Raw genomic sequence first — 21,271 nt, forward strand, 5'->3', positions numbered from 1 at the left:
CTGGCGAGGAGGCTCCTGTGCAATCCCGAGTGTCCGTCGCGGCCGGGCGGCGGTTGCGGTCGCAGTTGGAGCAGAGTCCGGCGTTGCGGGAGGTGCTGCAGCACCCCGCGGCGCTGGTCGCGCGGCGGGCGACGGCGCGGACGTGCCGTCAGCTGGCGCCCCGGACGGCGGACCGGCTGATCGCCGATCTCAAGGGGACGGAACCGCTGTTGGCGTCGGTGCGGGCGGAGCGGGCCTCGGGCCGGCCCGGGCGGCGGGCGATGCAGATCGCGGCCGGGGTCGCGGCGGCGGCCGTGTTCGGCGGGCTGCTGGCCGGGCCGCTGCCGACGGCGTACGCGGCGGCGCCCGGGCCCGACGTGGTGAGCACCGCGCCGCAGACGCCGCTGGGGAGCGTGACCGACCCCCGGGTGTTCCCGCGGCCGCAGGAGCAGACCGTGGCGGGCAAGCCGGTCGTGGTGCCCGCCGAGGTGGCGCTGGTGGCCTCGCCCAAGGCGGACATCGGCGCGGTACTGGCCGTCCGTGAGGTGCTGGCCGTCGCCGGGGCCACCGAGGTGTCGCCGCAGGCCGACGGCGGGACGCCGGCGGCCGGCTCGCTGGTGGTGTACGTCGGCGGCCCGTCCGAGGGCGCCGACGGCGAGGTGGACCGGGTGCTGCGGCAGCTGGCCGCCGCGGCCGGCGGCAAGGACGGCAGCGCGCCGTCGACCGCGAACCTGCCGACCGGCGGCTACGTGCTGTCGGCCGGTCAGCTGCCCGCCCAGGGCGGCGGCACCTACGGCGCCGTGGTGCTGGCCGGCGCGGACACCACCGGCACCTTCTACGCCGCGCAGAGCCTGCGTCAGCTGCTCGCCGCCGTACCCGTCGGGCAGGGGCAGGCGGCCGGCGCGAACGGCCTCGGCCTGCCCGGGATCACCCTGCGGGACTGGCCGACCGGCGCGCCGGTGCGCGGCACCGCCGAGGCGTTCTACGGCACCCCGTGGACCGCGCAGCAGCGGCTGGAGCAGGTCGACTTCCTCGGCCGCTCCAAGCAGAACTTCTACCTCTACGCCCCCGGTGACGACCCGTACCGGCTCTCCCGCTGGCGCAACGCCTACCCGGCCGCGCAAGCCGACGAGCTGCGCGAACTCGCCGACCGGGCCCGGCGCAACCACGTCACCCTCGGCTACGCGATCGACCCGGGGCAGTCCCTCTGCTTCAGCTCCGGCAAGGACACCGACGCGCTGGTCGCCAAGCTGGACGGGCTGCGCAAGCTCGGCTTCACCGCCTTCCAGCTGCAGTTCCTCGACGTCAGCTACGACGAGTGGCACTGCGACGACGACCGCGACGAGTACGGCACCGGCCCGGCCGCGGCCGCCAAGGCGCAGGCCGCGCTGGTGAAGAAGGTGCAGGACCGGCTGATCGCCAGGAACCCGGGCCTGGCCCCGCTGTCCGTCGTCCCCACCGAGTACCACCAGCAGGGCGCCACCCCGTACCGCAAGGCGCTGGCCGCGGCGCTGCCGCAGGGCGTACAGGTGGCCTGGAGCGGGGTCGGCGTGATCCCGGAGAAGATCACCACCGCCCAGGCCTCCGACACCGCCGACCTGTACGGGCACCCGCTGGTCACCATGGACAACTACCCGGTCAACGACGCCACCCCGGACCGGCTCTTCCTCGGCGCCTACACCGGGCGCGACCCGGGCGTGGCCACCCGCTCCGCGGTGATGCTGACCGGCGCCATGCAGCAGCCGGTGGCCTCCCGGATAGCGATCGCCACGGCCGGCGACTTCGCCTGGAACCCGACCGGCTACAAGCCCGACGAGTCCTGGCAGGCCGCCGTCCGCTCGCTCGCCGGGCCGACCGGCGCCGCCGCGACACCCGCCGGGACCGCCCTGCCCGCCGTCACCGCGCTGGCCGGCAACAGCACCTCCTCACCGCTGTCCAAGCAGGAGTCCGGCTACCTGACCCCGCTGCTCGACCGCTTCTGGGCCGCCGCCGAACCCACCTCCGGCACCGCCCCCGACCTCACCAGGCTGATAGAGGCCGCCGCGCCGCTGCGCGACGCCTTCGCCGCGATGGCCACCGCCCAGCAGACCCTCGCCGGCACCCCGGCCACCGCCCAGCTGGCCGGCGAGGCCGCGCCCTGGCTCGGCCCGCTGCGCGACTACGGGCTCGCCGGGCAGGCCGCGCTGAACATGCTGCTGGCCCAGCACGGCGGCGACGGCGCGGCCGCCTGGAAGGCCCGGGTGGAGCTCAACCGGCTGCGCGAGCAGCTCGACCGGGCCCCGGCCACCATCGGCGCCGGCGTGCTCGGCCCGTTCCTGGAGCGCGCCGTCCGCGCCGCCGACAACTGGGCCGGCGTGGTCAGCGGCGGCGTCACCGCGACCACCACCATGGGCACCGCGCAGGACCACCTGCCCGCGCTGATGACCGACGGCGTGGCCGACACCTTCTACTGGAGCTCCGCTCCCCCGCAGCCCGGCGACGCGGTCGGCCTCGACCTCGGCGCCGGCCGCCCGGTCAGCGGCGTCACCGTCCTGATGGGCGGCTGGGGCAACGGCGCGGACGCCCGCACCGCCGTGGACGACTACATCCGCGACGGCGTGCTCGAGTACTCCACCGGCGAAGGCGGCTGGAAGCAGCTCGCCGTGGTCAGGAACCAGAAGACGGTCAGCGCCCAGCTCCCGCCCGGCACCGTCGTCCGGGCCGTACGGCTGCGGGCCACCTCGGCGCAGAAGACCGCCGTCGCCGTCCGCGAGTTCACCGTCACCGCCCCGGACGAGGCCCCGACCAGCGTCACCGGCGGGCCGGACGCGCTGCCCGGCTCCTCCGCCGCCGCCGTCCTCGACGGCAACCCGGACACCGCGTACCGGGCCGCCAAGGCGCCCACCGCGCAGGACGAGCCGCTGACCGTCGAGCTCGGCACCGCCCGCCCGCTGGACCGGCTCACCGTACTGACCGACCCGGGCGTGCGCGCCACCGCCACCGTCGCGGTGCGGCGCGCCGACGGCACCTGGACGGACATCGGCACCGTGCAGCCCGGCTACAACGAGCTGCCGGCCGGCGGCCAGATCGCCGACGCGTTCCGGATGACCTGGAAGCCCGGCGGCGACCCGCCGGTCGTCAACCAGGTCATCCCCTGGTACGCGGACGCCCCGGCGGCCCGGCTGAGCCTGTCCGACCCCGCCCTGGACGTGGTCACCGGCGCGGCCGCCCCCGCCCAGACCCGGGCCACCGTGGAGGCCGGCCGCCCCGAGGGCACCACCGGCGAGCTGCGCACCGAGGTGCCGGCCGCCGCCAAGGGCCTCACCGCGACCCCGTCCGGCCCGGTCACCGTGCCGCGCGGCGGCCGGGTCGGGGTGCCGCTGCAGGTCAGCGCCGCACCGGACACGCCGTCCGGGACGTACCAGGTGCCGGTGCAGTTCGTGGCCGGGACGACCACCGTCCGGCAGGTGCTCCAGGTGCACGTGGTGCCGCCGACCGGCGGTGCGGACCTGGCGCTCGCCGCCAAGGCCACCTCCTCGGGCGACGAGACGGCGAACTACCCGGCCTCGGCCGTCACCGACGGCGACCCGAAGAGCCGCTGGTCCTCGCCGGCCAAGGACGACGCGTGGGTGCGGCTGGAGCTGCCGCAGGCGACCCGGCTGGGCGCGGCGGTCCTGCACTGGCAGGCCGCGTACGCCAGCTCGTACCGGATCCAGGTCTCGGCGGACGGGAACTCCTGGACCGACGCGGCGACCGTGGACAACGGCAAGGGCGGCGACGAGACGGTGCGCTTCGACGCGCCGGGGGTCCGCTTCGTCCGGGTCCAGGGCGTGGCGCGGGCCACCAAGTACGGCTACTCGCTGTGGGGGGTCGAGCTCTACGCGGTGACCCCGCCGGCCCAGCCCCAGCCCCCGGCCGGGCAGCCCGCCCAGCCCGGCCAGCCCGCGCAGCCCGCACAGCCGGGCGGGGCACCGGGCACCTCCACGGCTCCCCCGGCGGCGCCGCCGAAGCCGTGACCGGGGCGGGTAGCGGGTAGCGGGTAGCGGCAACCGTACGCGGAGCCCGGCGAGCCGAAGGGGCGCGCCGGTGCCGAAAGGGAGAAGCGAGGAGGCCCTGAGGAACGAGGGGCCTTGGAGCGCCGACCGTCGGCGCCGGGTTCGAGCGCCCCGGAGGCGAGCCGGGCCAAAAAAGGGGGGCCAAAGCGGCGGGCCGCCGGCTCCCCGGTGCGGGGGGCTCGGCGGCCCATGAGGCGCGTACCGACGGTGTGACGGGCGGGCCCTTTGTGTCGCTTCGGTCAGGCGGAGAGCGGTTCGGGCTGCTCGCCGCGGCGGACGGGGGCGGGGTGGGCGCTGTGCGCCCGGCCGATCGGGACCGAGTGACCGGCCTCGGTATGGTCGTGGTGCTCGTACTCGCCCCACTGCGCGGCTCGCAGCTGGTCGGCACCGCCGTACGGCTCCAGGTAGGGGCGCCAGCGCGGGTCCTTGATGCCGGTGCCGATGATCCGCCAGGCGAGGCCGCTCGGCGGTGCGGGTGGCCGTTTCATCCGCCACCCCAGTTCGGTGAGGTGGCGGTCGGCCTTGGTGTGGTTGCAGCGGCGGCAGGCTGCCACCACGTTGTCCCACCGGTGCTGGCCGCCCCGGCTTCGCGGGATGACGTGGTCGACGCTGGTGGCGGCGGCCCCGCAGTAGACGCAACGGCCGTGGTCGCGGGCGAACAGCGCCCGGCGGGTGAGCGGGACGGGCCCGCAGAACGGGACCCGGACGAAGCGGGTCAGGCGGACGACGGACGGCGCCGGAAGGGCGCTGGTGGCGCTGTGCAGAGTGACTCCCGAGTCCTCCAGGCTGACCGCCTTGTGGTTGAGGACCAGGATGAGTGCGCGGCGCATCGATACGACGCCGAGTGGCTCGTAGGACGCGTTGAGGACCAGGACATGCGGCACGGATGCCTCCTTGGACGCCTGCGGCGCGTGGCTCGCGCCGGGACGAGCGGTTGGATCGCACAACGAGTGCGCGATCTCCCCCAGTGTCGCCTTACGCCTTTGTACGGCGCCACCACTCCTGTGTAACGGACCTGACGTGAACTCCGGGTGTGGTCTCTGTCATAACCGGTATGCCCGGGGGACGGTCGGGTTGCACCCGGGTGCCCTCCGGGTACCGTCCGGTGGCCCTCCCGGGGGACGGATCGGCCGGTCGGAGCAGTGCGGGGGCGGGGAGCGGCGGGATCCGGGGCGGGGTTCGGGGGGAGCGCACCGGAGCGTTGACGGGGCGTCCGGGCTGTTCCGTACGCCCTGCGCCGGCCTCCGCCGGCGTCCGGCGGCTTGCGGCGGCCCCGCGCGGGGCCTCGGACGATCTTCGGCGTGTCCGGCCGGGTGTCCGGTGCCGGATAGGCTAAGGCGCACGGTCCGCGGGCCGCTTGCCGGCGGTGCGGGCCCGACACGCTCCCTGCAAGGAAGGTCCGCACGTGTTCAGCTCCGGAGCCACCGGTCTGTCCGACGCGTCCTCGACGCCCTCCGCTCCGACGCCGGCCCCCAGCCCCACCGCGCAGCTGCCGAACCTGGACCTGAGAATCCCGACCAGCGCGCAGGAGGTCTCGGACACCACCAAGCAGGCCGCGAGCTGGTTCGACACCCACTGGCAGGGCTGGCTGGCCTCGGGGCTGCGGATCGTCTTCATCGTGGTGCTGGCGCTGGTGCTGCGGGCCGTGGTGCGCAAGCTGATCTCCCAGCTGATAGGGCGTATGGCGCGCACCGCCGAGCACCAGGAGGAGAGCCGGCTGGGCGGGCTGCTGGCCAACACCGGGGTGGTGAACCCGGAGCGGCGCCAGCAGCGCTCGGAGGCGATCGGTTCGGTGCTGCGCAGCGTGGCCTCGTTCTCGATCCTGGGCACGGCGGCGCTGATGGTGCTGTCCGCGCTGGGGGTGAACCTGGCGCCGCTGCTGGCGAGCGCCGGTGTGGCCGGTGTGGCGATCGGTTTCGGCGCCCGCAACCTGGTCACGGACTTCCTCTCCGGGGTCTTCATGATCATGGAGGACCAGTACGGCGTCGGCGACGAGATCGACACCGGGGTGGCCACCGGCACGGTCCTGGAGGTCGGCCTCCGGGTGACCAAGCTGCGCGGGGCGAACGGCGAGATCTGGTACATCCGCAACGGCGAGGTGAAGCGGATCGCCAACATGAGCCAGGGCTGGTCGACCGCCTCGGTGGACGTCCAGATCGGCTACAAGGAGGACCTGCTGCGGGCCGAGGACCTGATCCTGCAGACCGCCGAGGAGCTGGCCAAGGAGGCTCCGTACGACGAGCTGGTCTGGGCGCCGGTGTCGATCCTGGGCGTGGAGTCCGTCGCGGCGGACTCGGTGATGGTGCGGATCGAGGCCAGGACCGCGCCGGGCAAGTCGGCGGTGGTCTCCCGGGCACTGCGGCAGCGGCTGAAGATCGCCTTCGACCGGGCCGGGATCAAGGTCAAGGAGGAGGCCCTGACGGCCGCCGGCGCGGCGGCGGCGGCGAGCGCGGCGACCGGCGTGGTGATCGCACCGGTGCCCGCCCCCGCGGCCGAGCAGGCGGCCCCCTCCGCACTCGCCGACCCGAACTCGGCCCGCTTCAAGGCCACCGAGCCGATCCCCGCCCCGAAGCCGGAACCGTAGGCCCCGCCCGTACCCCGGTGGCTCTCAGGGGCAGCCACAGAACGGGGCGGGCCCGCCGCCGGCGGTTGCGGGCGGCCGGGGTCCGGGTTGATCAATAGGTAGCGGGACCGCTCCACCGGCGCGGCACCGCGCTGCCTGCCGCCGATGCGTCGGCCTGGCCGATCAGCAATGTGGCCCGGTCGAGGGCGGCCTGGGTGGACTCGATCAGCCCGGCGTCGCCCTTGGCGATCCGCAGCCGCAGCGCTTCTTGGAAGTGGGCCTGGGCATCCACGAGGTCACCGCGCTCCATCAGGTGCTTTCCGGTGTGCTGAAGCGCGAAGTCGACAAGTTCCGGGTGCCGGCTTCGCGCGGTGTTCAGCGCACTGCGGTAGAGCGCGTCCGCCGTCTGCGCGTCACCGGCGTAGCGGTGCGCGTCACCGAGGTTGAGCCCGGTGGCGACGACGGCCCGGGTGTTGCCGATCGCCGCGGCCAGGTCGAGCGACTGCCGGAGGAACGCACGGGCCTCTTCGTGGTGGCCCAGGCACATCCGGCCGATACCGATCCACCTGGTCAGGACCCGAGCGCGAGCGGGGTCGCTCTCCTCGGGCAGAGCCCGCAGTTCCTCGTGGAGTCGGCCGACGGCGGTGGTCAGCTCGTCCCGGTCGCTGGGGACCATCCGCAGGTTGTCGTCGTGAGTGATGAGGTGCCCAAGCACGTGACTCTCCGTCGTCCGGTTCTGCTCAGCGTGGCACTACAGCTGGTCGGTCTGGCGTGCGACGACCGCTTGCTCCTTCGAGGGCACCCGGCTTACGCGCAGGAAGTCGGTCTGGCCGACTTCCTGCGCAGAGGGCCGGAAGTCGGCCGTCGCCGCTTCGGCCATGCCGAAGCGGCGACGGGATCCCCAGCGTGCCGAGGGGCGACATTTGTCCCTGCCGCGGTTGACGTCCGAACACGGAGCCCTGGTACTGCGGAAGGGGTCTGAAGCGCTGGGGTATGAGCTGCACGTGCCCGGGTCGACCTGCTGATGCTTTTGTCGCGGCCCCCCTCGGCGTGCCAAGGGGGGCCGCTGTCGATCGGGACTTCTGCTGCCCTCTCGACGGGAGAGGCCGACACCCTTCTTCCCCCTTCTCACTTCTCTCGCGATCGAGTTCCTTCCTTGGGGGCCGGGGTTGGGGCTGGGTGGTAACGCTTCGGCATCCTCCGGGGGACCGGGCATTGACACCCCGCTGACGCGGCCCTTACGGTCCTACCCAAGCGACTGGAAAGTTTCCTAACAGTTCTCCGGGGCGAGCCGAACGAGGAGGATTCCGGGCATGACCAAGAGCACCGCCAAGGCCCCCCTCGCCGGTACCCCCAGCCTGCTGCGGGCCATCAACGACCGTGCCGCCCTCGAGCTGCTGCTGGAGAACGGCCCGCTCTCGCGTACTCAGATCGGGACCCTGACCGGGCTCTCCAAGCCCACCGCCTCCCAGCTGCTGGCCCGGCTGGAGGCGGGCGGGCTGGTGCTGCCGGTCGGGACCACGGCGGGCGGGCCGGGGCCCAACGCGCAGCTGTACCAGGTGAATCCGGCCGCCGGGTACGTCGCCGGGCTGGACGTCACCAACCACGGGATCCGGGTCGCGGTCGCCGACATCACCGGCACCACGCTGGCCGAGCACACCGTCACCACCAAGGGCGTGCCGGCCGCCGGGACGGTCCCGAAGGTCGCCGCGGCGGTCGCCGCGACGGTCCGGGCCGCCGGGCTCGCCGAGGGCAGCCTGCGTACCGTCGTGATCGGCCTGGGCGGCGCCCCGGACCCGGTCACCGGCAAGCTTCGCTACGCCTCCCACCTGCCCGGATGGCACTCGCCGCGGCTGGTCGAGGAGTTGTCCGAGGCGATCGGCGCGCCGGTGTCGATCGAGAACGACGTGAACCTGGCCGCCGTCGCCGAGCAGGCCTCCGGTGCGGCGGCCGGCTGCGAGGACTTCGTCCTGCTCTGGGCCGAGGCGGGTGTCGGCGCGGCGATCGTCATCGCCGGGCGGCTGCACCGGGGCTTCACCGGCGGCGCCGGGGAGGTCGGCTACATGCCGGTGCCCGACTCGCCCGTCGAGTGGGACCCACGGCGCCGCAACTTCGGCGGCTTCCAGGCGCTGGTCGGCGCGCCCGCGGTCCGGGCGCTGGCCCGGGAGCACGGGCTCGGCGCGCCGACCGCCGAGGAGTCCGTCGCCAAGGCCCTGGCGACCCCGGGGGCCGGGGACGCGTTCCTCGCCGAGCTGGCCGGGCGGCTCGCCGTCGGCCTGACCGTGATCGTCTCGGTCGTCGACCCCCAGCTGGTGGTCCTCTCCGGCGCGGTGCCCAGCGCGGGCGGCGAACGCCTGCGCGCGCTCGTCGAGGACGAACTGGCCAAGCTCTCCATCGCCCGCCCGGAGGTGCGGAGCAGCGCCCTGCCCGGCTCACCGGTCCTGCTGGGCGCCCTGCAGCGCGCCCTGGCGGACGCCCGCGAGGCGGTCTTCTCCACCCACTGACGCTCTCTCCACCCACCCGCGCTCCCGCCCCCCGACGCTCCCCGCACCCACCTCTCCCCTACCCCCGAACGCGGGACCCGAGGCAACGACGCCTGCCCGCGCACCACCAGGAGGACCACGAAGTGCTCGCCACCACCTCCCGCAGAGGCCGCCGCACGATCGTCGCCGTCGCCGGCAGCGCCGTCCTGGCCCTGCTCGCCACCGCCTGCACCGGTTCCAGCGACTCGGGCGGAAACGACGACTCGGCCAGCGGCAAGGACGTCACCATCACCTTCTGGCACGGGTGGAACCAGGACAACGAGACCAAGGCGATCGACGCCAACATCGCGGCCTTCGAGAAGGCCCACCCCAACATCCACGTCAAGACCGTGGGCAACATCGCCGACGACAAGCTCAACCAGGCCCTGCGGGCCGGCGGTGACGACGCGCCCGACGTGGTGTCCTCCTTCACCACCAACAACGTCGGCATGTTCTGTTCGACCAAGGCCTTCGTCGACCTCAAGCCGCTGCTCCAGAAGAGCGGCATCGACCCGGCGAAGACCTTCCCGGCCGCGATGCTCAACTACACGCAGTTCCAGGGCAACCAGTGCTCGCTGCCGCTGCTCGGCGACGCGTACGGCCTGTACTACAACAAGAAGGCCTTCGCCGAGGCGGGCATCGCCAACCCGCCCAAGACCTTCAGCGAGTTCGCCGCGGACGCCGCCCTTCTGACCAAGGCCGACGGCGACTCGTACAAGCAGCTCGGCTTCATGCCGCTGTACCACGGCTACGAGTCCACCACCGAGCACTACCTCGGCCAGTACGGCCCCACCTACTTCGGCCCCGACGGCAAGTCCAACCTCGCCACCGACCCGAAGGTCGCCGCGATGCTCAAGTGGCAGAAGGGCCTGGTCGACCAGCTCGGCGGCTACGACAAGCTGGAGAAGTTCCGCTCGACCTTCGGCGAGGAGTTCAGCGCCAAGAACCCCTTCCACACCGGCCAGGTGGCGATGGCCCTGGACGGCGAGTGGCGCACCGCCTCGCTCGCCGAGAACAAGCCCGGCTTCGAGTGGGCCACCGCCGCCTTCCCGGTGCCGGACGACCAGGCCGACACCTACGGCCGCGGCTACCAGACCGGCACCATCGTCGGCATCGCCAGCACCAGCAAGAAGCAGGCCGCGGCCTGGGAGCTGGTCAAGTACCTGACCACGGACACCGACGCGGTCGTCGACTTCGCCAACGCGATCCACAACGTGCCCAGCACCTTCGAGGCGCTCAACTCTCCGAAGCTGGTCAGCGACGACAACTTCAAGACCTTCCTGAACGTCGCCAAGAACGCCAACTCCGGCACCACCCCGGCGGCCGTCAACGGCAGCGGCTACATCGTCTCCCTGCAGAACCTGGGCTACGACTACGAGTCCGGCAAGCAGACCGACCTCCAGGCCGGTCTGGCCGCCACGGCCAAGCAGATCGACACCGACATCGCCCAGGCCAAGTAAGGGCCGGCGACGGCCCACGGAGTTCCCATGTCACTCGCGTTCGGCACCCGCAAGGGGAACGGCGGCAAGGCCGGCGCCGGACCGTCCGCCCCGGCGGCGCCCTCCACGCAGCACCTGCTGCGCCGGAAGCGCCGCCGGGAGGCGGCCCGCACCCTCGCCTTCCTCTCCCCCTGGCTGATCGGGTTCAGCGTCTTCTTCGCCTACCCGCTCGTCTCCACCGCCTACTTCTCCTTCACCAGCTACAACGGCTTCGGCCAGCCCAGCTTCACCGGCCTGAAGAACTGGGACTACGTCTTCAACCACCTGCCGACCTTCTGGCAGGGCCTGCGCAACACCCTGTGGCTGGTCGTCGTCATGGTGAGCCTGCGGGTGGCCTTCGGGCTCGGCGTCGGGATGCTCATCACGAAGGTCAAGACCGGTGCCGGCTTCTTCCGCACCGCCTTCTACCTGCCGTACCTGGCCCCGCCGGTGGCCGCGACGGTGGCCTTCGCCTTCCTGTTCAACCCCGGCACCGGCCCGGTCAACCACCTGCTCGGCGAGCTCGGCCTGCCGCAGCCGGGCTGGTTCGCCTCCCCGGACTGGTCCAAGCCGGCGCTGACCCTGCTCGCCATGTGGGGCGTCGGCGATCTGATGGTCATCTTCATGGCCTCGCTGCTGGACGTTCCCAAGGAGCAGTACGAGGCGGCCGAACTGGACGGCGCCGGACCGTTCCAGCGGTTCCGGTACGTCACGCTGCCGAACATCTCGCCGATCATCATGTTCGCGGTGGTCACCGGGGTGATCCAGACCATGCAGTACTACACCCAGGCGATCGTCGCCGGGAAGGTCGCCGGCGGCATCGCGGGCAACTCCGGCCAGCAGTTCGAGCCGGGCTTCCCGAACGGCTCCACCTGGACCCTGCCGCAGATGGTCTACAACCTCGGCTTCCAGCGCTTCAACTACGGCGCGGCCTGCGTCGTCGCCCTGGTGCTGTTCGCCATCTCCATGGCCGTCACCTCGATCCTGCTCCGCCGCAAGTCCGGCTTCATGGCGAGCGACGACTAGCGGGCCAGTGAGGACCTGATCATGACTCTCAGCAACACGCTCACCGGGGCACCGTCCCCGACCGGCTCCACCCGGCCGGCCCGCCCGGCCCGCCCCGGCGGCCCCGCCGCCCGGGCCGCCCGGCGCCGCGCCCTGCTCAACTGGGTGGCCGTCCACTCGCTGGCCGTCACCGCGGCGCTGTTCTTCCTGCTGCCCTTCGTCTTCGTCTTCCTCACCTCGGTGATGACCGACCAGCAGGCGCTCACCACCGACTACTGGCCGGCCACCTGGCAGTGGGGCAACTACAGCAAGGTCTGGGACACCCCCGGCTTCCTCACCTGGTGGCGCAACACCCTGCTCTACGCCGGGCTCGGCACCCTGCTGACCGTCGTCTCCAGCCTGCCGGTGGCCTACGCGCTCGCCAAGTTCCGCTTCCGCGGCCGCAACCTGGCCCTGACGGCGGTCATCGCGATGATGATGCTGCCGCCGCAGGTCACCGTCATCCCGATGTACCTGTTCTGGGCCAAGCAGATGGGCATGGGCGGCTCGCTCTGGCCGCTGATCATCCCGATGGCCTTCGGCGACGCGTTCTCCATCTTCCTGCTGCGCCAGTTCCTGCTGACCATCCCCAAGGAGTACCTGGAGGCCGCCCGGATCGACGGCTGCGGCGACCTGCGCACCCTGCTGCGGGTGGTCCTGCCGATGGCCAAGCCGGCCGTCGCGGCGGTCGCGCTGTTCCAGTTCTTCTACTGCTGGAACGACTACTTCGGCCCGCAGATCTACGCCAGCAGCAACCCCGGGGCCTGGACCCTCAGTTACGGCCTGGAGTCGTTCAAGGCCGCCCACCACACCAACTGGAACCTCACCATGGCCGCCACCCTGCTGGTGATGGCGCCGGTGATCGTCCTCTTCTTCTTCGCTCAGAAGGCCTTCATCGAAGGCGTGACACTGACAGGGGTCAAGGGCTGATGTCCGCACCGAAGACGTCCGGAGCCGCCATGCTCAAGCTGGCCATCGTCGGCGGCGGGTCGACGTACACCCCGGAGCTGATCGACGGCTTCGCCCGGCTGCGCGACACCCTGCCGGTCGGCGAACTGGTGCTGATCGACCCGGCCGCCGACCGGCTGGAGCTGATCGGCGGGCTCGCCCGGCGGATCTTCGCCAAGCAGGGGCACCCCGCGACCGTCACCGTCACCACCGACCTGACCGCGGGCGTCGCCGACGCCGACGCCGTCCTGCTGCAGCTGCGCGTCGGCGGGCAGGCGGCGCGCGACCAGGACGAGACCTGGCCGCTGGAGTGCGGCTGCGTCGGGCAGGAGACCACCGGCGCCGGCGGGCTCGCCAAGGCGCTGCGCACCGTCCCGGTGGTGCTGGACATCGCCGAGCGGGTGCGCCGGGCCAACCCGGACGCCTGGATCGTCGACTTCACCAACCCGGTCGGCATCGTCACCCGGGCCCTGCAGAGCGCCGGCCACAAGGCCGTCGGGCTGTGCAACGTCGCCATCGGCTTCCAGCGCAAGTTCGCCGGGCACCTCGGCGTGGACCCGGAGCTGATCCGCCTCGACCACGTCGGGCTCAACCACCTGACCTGGGAGCGCGGGGTGACCCTGCTGGACGGGCCGGGCTCCACGAGCGGGCGGGAGGTGCTGCCGGAGCTGCTCGGCGGCTTCGGCAAGGAGATCGCCGAGGACCTGCACCTGCCGCGGGCCGTCATCGAGCGGCTCGGCGTCGTGCCCTCCTACTACCTGCGGTACTTCTACCAGCACGACGCGGTCGTCGCCGAGCTCCGGGAGCAGGGCTCGCGGGCCGCGAAGGTCGCCGAGATCGAGCGGCGGCTGCTGGAGCTGTACGCCGACCCGGCCCTCGACACCAAGCCCGCACTGCTCGGCGAGCGCGGCGGCGCCTTCTACTCGGAGGCCGCCGTCCAGCTCATCGCCGCGCTGCTCGGCACCGGCGGCGCGACCTCCGTCCAGGTCGTCAACACCCGCAACGACGGCGTGCTGCCCTTCCTGCCGGACGACGCCGTCATCGAGGTGCCGGCCGAGGTCGACGCGGCGGGCGTGCGCCCGCTGCCGCAGCGCCCCCTGGAGCCGCTGTACGCGGGCCTCGTCGCCGCCGTCACCGCGTACGAGCACCTCGCCCTCGACGCCGCCCTGCACGGCGGACGCGACCGGGTCTTCGACGCGCTGCTCGCCCACCCGCTGGTCGGCCAGATCGACCTCGCCGACCGGCTCACGGACCGGCTGCTCGCCCACAACCGCGAGCACCTCGCCTGGGCCTGACCCGGCCCGCGGTGCCCGGCCCGCCGGCCCCACGGGGCGCGGGCCGGGCACCGCGAGGAGACCTCCACCCCCGGCCGGGGAACTCCCGGCAGGGCACCACCCGTTCGGACACCACGACCGGGCACCCCGGCCGCCACCGACGGCCGGGCCACGTACGAGCCGCGGGGACCTGATGACCCACCAGCCCGACCCACTCCTGCCCGACCCGCTCCTGCCCGCCCCACTCCTGCCGGGCGTTCTCGCCATCGACGCGGGCAACTCCAAGACCGACGTCGCCCTGATCGGCGCCGACGGCACCGTCCTCGGCAGCGCCCGCGGCGGCGGCTTCGAACCCCAGAAGATCGGCGGCGCGGCGGCCGTCGCCGGCCTCGCCCCGCTGGTCGCGCAGGCCGCCGCCGAGGCCGGCCACCCCACCTGGCAGGGCGTGCTCACCAGCCACGTCAGCGCCTGCCTCGCCAACGCCGACCTGCCGGTCGAGGAGGAGGCGCTGCGCGACGCCCTCGAATCGCACCCCTGGGGCGCCAGCAACACCGTCGTCAACGACACCTTCGGCCTGCTCCGGGCCGGCACCGACGGCCCGCGCGGCGTCGCCGTCGTCTGCGGCGCCGGCATCAACTGCGTCGGCCTCCTCCCGGACGGCCGCACCGCCCGCTTCCCCGCCCTCGGCGAACTCACCGGCGACTGGGGCGGCGGCTCCGGCCTCGCCCTCACCAGCATGTGGCACGCCGTACGCGCCGAGGACGGCCGCGGCGGGCCCACCGCGCTCGCCCCCGCCATCGCCGCGCACTTCGGCCTGCCCAGCGCCGGCGCCGTCGCCGAGGCCGTCCACCTCGGCCGGCTGCCGGGCACCCGGCTGCACGAGATCGTCCGGGTGCTGTTCGCGGCCGCGAACGCCGGGGACGAGGTCGCGCTGGAGCTGATCGACCGCCAGGCCGACGAGATCGTCCGGCTCGCGGTGGTCGCGCTCGGCCGCCTGGGACTGCTCGACGCCCCGACCCCGGTGGTGCTCGGCGGCGGCGTCCTCGCCTCGCGGCAGCCGCTGCTGCTGGACAACCTCAGGGCCCGGCTCGCCGCGGCCGCGCCGCTGGCCGAACCCCGGGTCGTCGTGGCGCCGCCGGTCCTCGGCGCGGCCCTGCTCGGACTCGACCACCTGGACGCCGGCACCGAGGCCCAGGCCCGGGTGCGCGAAGCCTACGAGGGACCGCGGCCGGTCGCGGCCTGACCCCTCGTCCAAGACCTCCCTCCTCCGCCGGATCCGCACGTCCGGCGGAGGAGGGAACCGCGCTCCCGGTGGAGGAGGGAACCGCGCTCCCGGCAACCGTCGTGTACAACCGAGTACCGACAACCGCCACCGCCGGGGAGACTTGTGCCATGGCCGTGCCCCGCAACCTCCTCGCCGCAGCCGTCCTGGCCTGCTGCACCGCAGCCGCACTCAGCGGCTGCACCCCCGCCGACCCCCACCCCACGACGGCCGCCGCCTCCGCCTCGGCCGACGACGAGGGGACGGACGACCTCTGGGACGAGGACGACGACTTCCTGGCGGAGGAGGACGAGGAGGCCTACTCCCCCGCCGACGGCGCGTCCGCGACCACCCCGGCCGCCGCTCCGGACTGCACGGCCCCCGAGGAACTCCCGGGCCACGAGGTGCTCGTCGTCGTCTCCGCCGGCCCCGCCGAGGTCACCGCCCAGCCCGCCCGCTACAGCTGCGACCCCGGCCGCTACGAGCCGACCGGCTCCCCCGTGCACTACGGCTTCGCGGCGGCCGGCGTGGCGGCGACCCTGGTCGACCGGCCGAGCGGCGACCCGGCCCGCGCGGTGCCGCTGGAGGACCTGATCGTCCACCTCAACGACTGCCTGGCGGAACGGGACCCGGCGGACCCGTGGGGCTGCCACGGGAACGCGTACGACGTGGTGCTGGACTCGCACGGGCGGATCATGCGGATCGCGGAGGTCGGCGGGGAGTGAGCCGCCGGGCGCCTGGGCCAGGATCCTGGGCGGCTGCGGTTCTGGGCGGCCACGGGCCGTCCGGCCGCGGTGAATACGGTGTAGAAGCTCCCCGCAACTGTTGACATTCGGCTGCGCTACGCGCGTCGGCCACGCCCCAGCTGGGGGCTTTTGACGTTTGATACGTCCGCAAGGGCCTTCCATGGGGCGGGTCTTACCTCCTGCGTCGTTGACCCGGTTTCCGCGGCTCTGCTTTGCTTCCGGCCGTCGACGGTGATCCGGCCCCCATCCCCACCTCGCGGACCGCCCGTGCCGGGCGGCCCGCGGCTCCGGCCTGCCGTCGTCGCACTCCCCTTCGTCCCCCCACGGTGCCGCCGCGCCCTACCGGCGTGCGGTCGGCACATGAGAGAGGAACCCTCACGATGGGCATGTCCCCCACCTCCCGCCGGACGCGGACCCGGGCCCTGACCGGGCTCAGCGCGCTGGCGCTCGCCGCCACCGGATTCGCGGCCGCTCCGGCCGCCCAGGCCGACCAGCCGGTCAACGAGACCGCCGGGCACACCCACCCCTACCGGCACGGTGTCGTCCCCACCAAGGAGGCCGGCGCCGCCGCCACCGGGAAGCGGACCGCGAACCTGAAGTACGGCGGCGGTGTCGACGGCATCGGCGTCACCACCGGCGCGCCAAAGGTCTACCTGATCTTCTGGGGCTCCCAGTGGGGCACCCAGGGCACCGACGCCAACGGCTACACCACCCTCTCCGGCGACCCGATGGGCGAGGCCGTCCGCGCCCAGCAGCTGTTCAAGGGGCTGGGCACCAACGGCGAGACCTGGTCCGGCGTCATGACGCAGTACTGCGAGGGCGTCGCCACCGGCTCCACCAGCTGCCCGTCCACCGCCGCCCACGTCGGCTACCCGACCGGCGGCGCGCTGGCCGGCGTCTGGGTGGACTCCTCGGCCGCCGCCCCGGGCCAGGCCACCGGCAACCAGCTGGCCACCGAGGCGGTCAAGGCCGCCGGGCACTTCGGCAACACCACGGCCGCCGCCAACCGCAACGTGCAGTACGTGGTGCTGTCGCCGACCGGCACCCACCCGGACGGCTTCAACACCTCCTCGGGCAACTTCTGCGCCTGGCACGACTGGAACGGCGACACCACGCTGAGCGGCGGCGCGGCCCCGTCCCCGTACGGCGACCTGGCCTTCACCAACGACCCGTACGTGACGGACATGGGCACCTCCTGCGGCCAGAACTACGTCAACAGCGGCAGCGCGGGCCTGCTGGACGGCGTGACCATGGTGTACGGGCACGAGTACTCGGAGACCGTCACCGACCAGAACCCGGCGGGCGGCTGGACCGACTCGACCGGCTACGAGAACGCCGACAAGTGCGCCTGGAAGGGCACCGGCGGGGTCGGCGGCTCGCAGAACGTGGCCTTCGCGACCGGCTCCTTCGCCATGCAGGGCACCTGGGCGAACGACTACAACGGCGGTGCGGGCGGCTGCGAGATCTCGCACCCGGTCGTCCCCTGATTCCCGGTCGTCCCCTGATTCCCGGCCGGTAGCGGTCGGGAGACGACTGACGGCGGTCGGTCGAGGGGGCAGCTCCGGGGTGGGGAGCTCCGGAGGGGAAGCGCCGGGGCGGGCTGTGCGGGCCCGCCCCGGCGCTCCGCGCACCCGCCCCCGCCCGCCGCTACGGGCTGACCAGCCCGAACTCGTAGGCCTGGATGACCAGGTGGACCCGGTCACGGGCGCCGAGCTTGGTGAACAGCCGGGCGACGTGGGCCTTTGCGGTGGCCACGCTGATGGTGAGCTCCGCGGCGATCTCGGCGTTGGACAGGCCGCGGCCGACCAGGGTGAGCACCTCGCGCTCGCGTTCGGTGACGCTCTCGACGACGGCCCGCCGGGGCCGGTTCGCGGCCGCCGCGTCCGGGCGGGCGGCGAACTCGCCGATCAGGCGGCGGGTGATGCCCGGGGCGATCAGGGCGTCCCCCGCGGCGACGATCCGGACGCCGTCCAGGATGGTCTCCAGGGCGAGGTCCTTGACCAGGAAGCCGCTCGCGCCGGCCCGCAGCGCGCCGTACACGTAGTCGTCGTCGTCGAAGGTGGTGAGGACGAGGACGTGGGTGGGCAGGTCCGGGTCGGCGGTGATCCGGCGGGTGGCCTCGATGCCGTCCGTGCCGGGCATCCGGATGTCCATCACGGCGACGTCGGGGCGCAGCCGGGTGACCAGTTCGACGGCCTCGGCGCCGTCGCCGGCCTCGCCGACCACCTCCAGGTCCGGGGCGTCGGCGATGAGCACCCGCAGGCCGGTGCGGATGAGCGGCTGGTCGTCCACGAGTACGACACGGATCACGGTCCCACCTCCACGGGGATCGGCAGTCGGGCGGCGACCCGGAAGCCGCCTTCGGGGCGCGGGCCGGCGCTGAACTCGCCGTGCAGCAGCGCGGCGCGCTCGCGCATGCCGACGAGGCCGTAGCCGGCGCCGGGGCCGCCGGTGGCCGGTCCGGCGCCCAGATCGACGACGGTGACGGCGAGTTCGTCCGGCCGGTAGTCGACGGTGACGTGGCAGTCGCGGGTGCCGGAGTGCTTGACCACGTTGGTCACCGCCTCCTGGACGATCCGGAAGGCGGCCAGGTCGACGTCGGCGGGCAGGGCGCGCGGCTCGCCGCCGCGGGTCACCGCGACCCGGACGCCGGCACCCGCGCTCTTCTCCACCAGGCGGTCCAACTCGGCTAGCCCGGGGGCGACTTCGAGCGGCGCGGATTCCCCCTCACCGGCCCGCAGGGCGCCGAGCATCCGGCGCAGTCCGGCCAGCGTCTCCCGGCTGGTGGTCTCGATGGCGTCGAGCGCGTTGCGGGTCTCGGCGGGCTGGGTGTCCATGACCCGGCTGCCCATGCCGGCCTGGATCGCGATGATGCCGATGTTGTGCGCGACCATGTCGTGCAACTCGCGGGCGATCCGCAGCCGTTCGGCGGTCACCGCCTGTTCGGTGGCGCGGCCGCGCAGCGCCTCGGTGTGGGCGCGGCCCTGGTGGACGGTGTTGCCGATCAGCCAGGCGATCAGCGCGGTGGCCGCGAGGCCCCCGTACGCGAAGGGGTTGACGGGGAAGTCCCTGGCGAAGCCCCAGAGGAACAGCCCGGCGAGCGTGGCCAGCGGCAGCCCCAGGGCGGTCAGCGAGACCCGGCGGGAGCGGGAGGCGGCGCAGTGGCCGACCACCGCGTCGGCGATCAGGAACTGGAGCACGGCGGTCTCCGGCACCGTCCACATCCCGAGCGAGTAGACGCAGCCCGCCAGCGCCACCGCGACGGCGGCCAGCGGCAGCCGGACCAGCAGCGTCGCGACCAGGGTGGTGACGACCGCGGTGACCACCAGCGGCATGTCCTCCAGGTTGCCCTGGTAGTTGAAGAGGTGGTGCAGCTCCTCGTCCCGGGTGAAGGCCCGGAACACCACCAGGGCCGTCCAGAACGCCCCCACCCACACACCGGCGGGCAGGCGCCGGAGCAGCGGGCGCCGAGCTTCGATGATCATGGAGCGATGGTAGCCGCGGCCCGTCCGGCGCCACATCGGCCCGCGGGCGTAATCCCCCGGGCCAGTACGGCGCCGGCCGGTTGTGGCCCGCGGCCCGATGCCCGGACGGGGCGGTGACCAGCAGTGTTGTCCCCGTGATCGAGATCGAGCGACTGACCAAGCGGTACGGCGCCACCACGGCCGTCGACCAGTTGACCTTCACCGTCCGGCCGGGCACCGTCACCGGCTTCCTCGGCCCCAACGGCGCGGGCAAGTCCACCACGCTGCGGATGATCCTGGGCCTGGACACCCCCACCGCCGGCACCGTCACCGTGGACGGCGTCCCGTTCGCGAGCAGGCCGCGCGGCCTGCGCCACGTCGGCGCGCTACTGGACGCGGGCGACGTGCACGGCGGGCGCAGCGCCCGGGCACACCTGTCGGCGCTGGCCCGGAGCAACCGGATCCCGGACGCCCGGGTGGACGAGGTGCTGGCGGAGGTCGGCCTCGGCAAGGCCGCCGGGCGCCGGATCGGCGGCTACTCGCTGGGCATGAAGCAGCGGCTCGGCATCGCGGGCGCCCTGCTCGGCGACCCGCCGGTGCTGCTCTTCGACGAGCCGCTGAACGGGCTGGACCCGGAAGGCGTGCTCTGGGTGCGCGGCCTGTTCCGGCGCCTGGCCGACGAGGGCCGGACGGTGTTCGTCTCCAGCCACATGATGGCGGAGATGGAGCACACCGCCGACCGGCTGGTGGTGATCGGGCGCGGCCGGCTGATCGCCGACGAGAGCCTGGCCGAGTTCGCCGCCCGGGACGCGGCGACGTCGGTGGCGGTCCGGTCACCCGAACTTGCCGCACTGGCCGAGGTGTTGCGCTCCGAGGGGGCCGAAGTCCAGGAGGTGGAGCCGCGGTTCGGGATCGTCACCGGGCTGCCCGCCGAGCGGATCGGCGAACTCGCCCTGCGGCACGGCGTCGTGCTGCACGAACTCGCCGCCCGGACGTCGTCCCTGGAGTCGGCGTTCATGTCCCTGACCGCCGACAGCGTCGAATACCTGGCTGGAGAAGCCCGATGAGCCACCCGATGAACTCCTTCGCCCCGCCCGTCGAACCGCGCGCCCGGTTCACCGACCTGCTCGCCGCCGAGTGGATCAAACTGCGCTCGCTGCGGTCGACGTACTGGGTGCTCGCGCTCGCCTCGCTGGCGGCGATCGCGGTCAACCTGAACGCCGTCCACACCGACCTGACGTACATCGACCACGCGCCCCCGCCGCCGGACGGCCTCCCGGCGTACCGGTACGACCCGCTGTTCCACGGGCTCGGCAGCATCGCCGGCGACCTGATGGCGATCGCGGCCGGCAGCCTCGGCGCGATCACCGTGTTCGGCGAGTACACCACCGGCCTGATCCGCACCACCTTCGCCGCGGTGCCGGACCGGCGGGGCGTGATCGCCGCCAAGGTGGTGCTGATCGGCGGGATCACCGCGCTCGCCGGGGCCGTGGTGTCCACCGGGTCCTTCTTCGCCACCAACGCGATGCTCGCCTCCCGGCACGTCGGGCTCTCCATCACCGACGAGGGCTGCCTGCGGGCCGTCCTCGGCTATGCGGCGATCGTGCCGGTCTGCGCGCTGATCGGGATGGCGCTGGGCGCGGTGCTGCGGCACGCCACCGCCTCGATCGTGTCGCTGGTGGTGCTGATGTTCATCATGCCGCTGATGTTCGGCGGGGACCGCTACCGCTGGCTGAAGGAGATCGGCACCCACCTGCCGCTCAGCACCGTCAACCGGCTCACGCTCAACCCGAACTCGTCGGCCACGATGGGGAAGTACGCGCCGAGCGTGCTGGACGCCTGGGTGACGATGGGGGTGTGGGCAATCGTCGCGGTGGCGGTGACGGTGGTCCTGGTCCGGCGGCGGGACGTCTGAGGCCCCCGGCGGTCGGTCGAGGCCGAGGCGTCGCGCCGACCCG

16 protein-coding genes are annotated in these 21,271 nt (G+C 73.5%); 12 read left to right on the top strand and 4 right to left on the bottom strand.

Annotated elements, in window-relative coordinates; all coding sequences use genetic code 11:
- The first annotated feature begins 17 nt into the window (after positions 1–17).
- On the top strand, positions 18–3,974 hold the full coding sequence (locus tag IE332_RS15680) for a glycoside hydrolase family 84 protein (RefSeq protein WP_229928621.1): 3,957 nt from the start codon (positions 18–20) through the stop codon (positions 3,972–3,974).
- 278 nt (positions 3,975–4,252) lie between these two features.
- On the opposite strand, the gene IE332_RS15685 is transcribed toward IE332_RS15680, so the two are convergent.
- Positions 4,253–4,897, bottom strand: a complete 645-nt coding sequence (locus tag IE332_RS15685) for an HNH endonuclease (protein WP_189916461.1) — start codon at positions 4,895–4,897, stop codon at positions 4,253–4,255.
- 521 nt (positions 4,898–5,418) lie between these two features.
- Here IE332_RS15685 and IE332_RS15690 point away from each other — a divergent pair.
- Positions 5,419–6,597 carry a mechanosensitive ion channel family protein gene (locus tag IE332_RS15690; RefSeq protein WP_189916462.1) on the top strand — a complete coding sequence of 393 codons (1,179 nt, stop codon included), beginning with the start codon at positions 5,419–5,421 and terminating at the stop codon, positions 6,595–6,597.
- 91 nt (positions 6,598–6,688) lie between these two features.
- On the opposite strand, the gene IE332_RS15695 is transcribed toward IE332_RS15690, so the two are convergent.
- Complete coding sequence (locus IE332_RS15695) at positions 6,689–7,252, bottom strand: tetratricopeptide repeat protein (protein ID WP_189916463.1); 564 nt, start codon at positions 7,250–7,252, stop codon at positions 6,689–6,691.
- A 637-nt stretch (positions 7,253–7,889) separates the two neighbouring features.
- Here IE332_RS15695 and IE332_RS15700 point away from each other — a divergent pair.
- The 8 genes from IE332_RS15700 (at position 7,890) to IE332_RS15735 (ending at position 17,336) form a co-directional block, all read left to right on the top strand.
- The gene (locus IE332_RS15700) at positions 7,890–9,080 is read left to right on the top strand and encodes an ROK family transcriptional regulator (RefSeq protein ID WP_189916464.1); all 1,191 of its coding nucleotides are present in this window, start codon (positions 7,890–7,892) and stop codon (positions 9,078–9,080) included.
- Positions 9,081–9,202: 122 nt separating this feature from the next.
- Complete coding sequence (locus tag IE332_RS15705; protein WP_189916465.1) at positions 9,203–10,558, top strand: ABC transporter substrate-binding protein; 1,356 nt, start codon at positions 9,203–9,205, stop codon at positions 10,556–10,558.
- 27 nt (positions 10,559–10,585) lie between these two features.
- Positions 10,586–11,602, top strand: a complete 1,017-nt coding sequence (locus IE332_RS15710; RefSeq protein WP_189916466.1) for a carbohydrate ABC transporter permease — start codon at positions 10,586–10,588, stop codon at positions 11,600–11,602.
- Between the two features lie 21 nt (positions 11,603–11,623).
- The gene (locus IE332_RS15715) at positions 11,624–12,550 is read left to right on the top strand and encodes a carbohydrate ABC transporter permease (protein ID WP_189916467.1); all 927 of its coding nucleotides are present in this window, start codon (positions 11,624–11,626) and stop codon (positions 12,548–12,550) included.
- A 29-nt stretch (positions 12,551–12,579) separates the two neighbouring features.
- Complete coding sequence (locus IE332_RS15720) at positions 12,580–13,863, top strand: 6-phospho-beta-glucosidase (RefSeq protein ID WP_189916572.1); 1,284 nt, start codon at positions 12,580–12,582, stop codon at positions 13,861–13,863.
- Positions 13,864–14,035: 172 nt separating this feature from the next.
- Positions 14,036–15,085: an N-acetylglucosamine kinase gene (locus IE332_RS15725; RefSeq protein ID WP_189916468.1), complete on the top strand. Its 1,050-nt coding sequence runs from the start codon at positions 14,036–14,038 to the stop codon at positions 15,083–15,085.
- 149 nt (positions 15,086–15,234) lie between these two features.
- Complete coding sequence (locus IE332_RS15730) at positions 15,235–15,828, top strand: hypothetical protein (protein ID WP_189916469.1); 594 nt, start codon at positions 15,235–15,237, stop codon at positions 15,826–15,828.
- Between the two features lie 401 nt (positions 15,829–16,229).
- The gene (locus IE332_RS15735) at positions 16,230–17,336 is read left to right on the top strand and encodes a hypothetical protein (RefSeq protein WP_229928623.1); all 1,107 of its coding nucleotides are present in this window, start codon (positions 16,230–16,232) and stop codon (positions 17,334–17,336) included.
- Between the two features lie 160 nt (positions 17,337–17,496).
- On the opposite strand, the gene IE332_RS15740 is transcribed toward IE332_RS15735, so the two are convergent.
- Positions 17,497–18,159 carry a response regulator gene (locus tag IE332_RS15740; protein WP_189916470.1) on the bottom strand — a complete coding sequence of 221 codons (663 nt, stop codon included), beginning with the start codon at positions 18,157–18,159 and terminating at the stop codon, positions 17,497–17,499.
- Positions 18,156–19,334 carry a sensor histidine kinase gene (locus IE332_RS15745; RefSeq protein ID WP_189916471.1) on the bottom strand — a complete coding sequence of 393 codons (1,179 nt, stop codon included), beginning with the start codon at positions 19,332–19,334 and terminating at the stop codon, positions 18,156–18,158. The genes IE332_RS15740 and IE332_RS15745 overlap by 4 nt, the downstream gene beginning before the upstream one ends.
- A 134-nt stretch (positions 19,335–19,468) precedes the next feature.
- Between IE332_RS15745 and IE332_RS15750 the strand changes: the two genes are divergently transcribed.
- A complete protein-coding gene (locus IE332_RS15750; protein WP_189916574.1) occupies positions 19,469–20,380 on the top strand; it encodes an ABC transporter ATP-binding protein in 912 nt (303 codons plus the stop codon).
- A complete protein-coding gene (locus IE332_RS15755; RefSeq protein ID WP_189916472.1) occupies positions 20,377–21,228 on the top strand; it encodes an ABC transporter permease subunit in 852 nt (283 codons plus the stop codon). The genes IE332_RS15750 and IE332_RS15755 overlap by 4 nt, the downstream gene beginning before the upstream one ends.
- Positions 21,229–21,271 lie beyond the last annotated feature (43 nt).

Origin of the sequence: Kitasatospora xanthocidica (genome assembly GCF_014656195.1) — a bacterium.
Lineage (GTDB): Bacteria > Actinomycetota > Actinomycetes > Streptomycetales > Streptomycetaceae > Kitasatospora > Kitasatospora xanthocidica.